The following is a 1,988-nucleotide window of genomic DNA, read 5'->3' as shown; positions in this document are numbered from 1 at the left end:
CCCGTGTTTGAGCAAGCATAAATTCTTTAAACGGCTGTCCAGTTTGTTCAATAGCTTGGGTGAACTCAATATCACCATTCATATACGGCACAACACCCGCATTGTAGGCATTATTGAATACCGGATGCATAATAAAAATAGTCAGAAATAATGCCAGACCAATTAATACTTGATTCGAGGGGGTGGATTGCACACCAATCGCCTGACGTAAAATCGACAATACGATAATTATGCGAGTGAAGGAGGTCATCATCATTAATGCCGCAGGCAATAATGTGAGTAAAGTCATTAACGCCAGAATTTGCAGGGTGACACTATAACTTTGTCCACCTTCACCATCCGTCACTGTTACGGCTGGAATTCCCGGCTCAGCGAGACTGACTAATGGAAATGTCAGTAAGAATAAACTGAGAAGCAGGCGATTCATACGTCACCTCGCTGCATAAACTGACGGAGTTTATTGGCGAATTCATTCGGTGTTGAGGATTCCGCCTCGCTTAATGGCGTTTCTAGTTTGTGTAAGGTATTGATTTGTTGTGCGGTAACGCCTAAAAGCAATTGCTCTTCACCTACCTGAACCAGAACTAATCGTTCTCTGGTGCCTAATGCAATGCCAGCAATGACTTTAAGTTTTCCATTGGCAGCAGTATGAAACCGGTTGGTGCGTTTCAATAACCAAGCCACTGCCACGATACAAGCTAAAACAAGAGCTAAGCCCAATATCGTTTGCAATAAGTTGACTGCTGACAGGGGCGACTGGTTGAGCGCATGTGCGCCCGATTCAGCTGCAGCAAAAATGGGGGCAGAGACAAAAATACTTGTTAACAGGCACCATGCGTTTTTCATTAGCGTAGTTTCTTGATGCGTTCTGAAGTACTGATGATGTCGGTGAGTCGAATACCAAATTTATCATTGACCACCACGACCTCACCGTGGGCGATAAGGGTATCGTTAACAAGCACGTCCATAGGTTCACCAGCTAATCTGTCGAGTTCAACTACAGACCCCTGACTCAGTTGAAGCAGGTTGCGAATACTGATTCTGGTACGGCCGATTTCCATTGATATAGTGACCGGAATATCCATCACCATATCCAGATCAACATCCGATTTTGGTTTGCCTTCATCATCCAGCTTGGCAACCGGAGCAGGGTTAGCTTGTTGAGTGGATTCTGATGATGCTTGTTCTTCTAAAGCGGCTGCCCAGGGATCTTCTTCTGTTTCAGCTGCATCACCTTGTTGTTCCAGTGCAGCCGCCCATTCGTCAGCCAGCGCCTGATCTTGTGTTTGGGTGTCTTCACTCATAGCTTTTTACCTTTTTTCAGGTGGATTGTAGAATTTGTATCATGAGGATGTTCAATAATCTCCATGATTTTTAACGCTGTTTTTTCATGATGCTCACCGAATGTGGCACGAAACATGGGGATATCTTCTACCATGGTCGTCACATGTTTGGGCATCTCAATCGGGATGATATCCCCCGGTTTTAACTTCAATATTTGTCCAAGCGATAATGTCGCTTGAGATAAGTTTGCCCAGAGATCTACATCGGCGAGCATAATCTCTTCCCGCATGGATTTTTCCCAGCGCCCATCATCCATGCTGCGATCACTTTGTAAACCGGTATCCAGTAATTCCCGAATAGGTTCCAACATGGAGTAGGGAAAAGTAATGTGTATATCGCCACTGCCACCATCTAAATCCACATGGAAAGTAGAGATGACCACGACCTCACTCGGGCTGACAATATTGGCAAATTGTGGGTTCACTTCATGGTTAACAAACTCAAATTCAACCGGCATGACGGGTGACCAGGCTTCTGTCAGATCTTTGAAGCACAGGTTGAGTACCATATTGATGACTCGAAGCTCGGTTGAGGTGAACTCTCTGCCTTCAATACGAGCCTGAAAGCGTCCATCTCCACCAAAGAAGTTATCCAGAAAGGTGAATACCAGTTTAGGCTCAAAAACAATTAACCCTGTGCCTCTC

The 1,988-nt window shown here is 45.1% G+C and carries 3 protein-coding genes and 1 pseudogene; all 4 read right to left on the bottom strand.

Annotation, left to right across the window (positions count from 1 at the left end; translation table 11 throughout):
* Positions 1-427, bottom strand: a pseudogene (locus tag B4K20_RS03750) (flagellar biosynthetic protein FliP); the annotation flags it as partial.
* The gene (gene fliO / locus B4K20_RS03745) at positions 424-846 is read right to left on the bottom strand and encodes a flagellar biosynthetic protein FliO (RefSeq protein ID WP_289281937.1); all 423 of its coding nucleotides are present in this window, start codon (positions 844-846) and stop codon (positions 424-426) included. The pseudogene B4K20_RS03750 and the gene fliO, both read right to left, overlap by 4 nt.
* Positions 846-1,304, bottom strand: a complete 459-nt coding sequence (gene fliN, locus B4K20_RS03740) for a flagellar motor switch protein FliN (protein ID WP_286303971.1) — start codon at positions 1,302-1,304, stop codon at positions 846-848. Before fliN ends, fliO begins: the two co-directional genes overlap by 1 nt.
* The coding region (fliM, locus tag B4K20_RS03735; RefSeq protein ID WP_289281936.1) for a flagellar motor switch protein FliM at positions 1,301-1,988 on the bottom strand (688 nt) is incomplete at its 5' end. The genes fliM and fliN, both read right to left, overlap by 4 nt.

It is taken from the genome of Methylophaga sp. UBA5088, assembly GCF_002414625.1.
Classification (GTDB): domain Bacteria; phylum Pseudomonadota; class Gammaproteobacteria; order Nitrosococcales; family Methylophagaceae; genus Methylophaga; species Methylophaga marina.
This window is presented reverse-complemented; position numbering and strand designations above follow the sequence as displayed.

Coding starts and splice junctions, on each gene's coding strand:
- fliN (WP_286303971.1), bottom strand. CDS start 1,304: ATGAGTGAAGACACCCAAACACAAGATCAGGCGCTGGCTGACGAATGG.
- fliO (WP_289281937.1), bottom strand. CDS start 846: ATGAAAAACGCATGGTGCCTGTTAACAAGTATTTTTGTCTCTGCCCCC.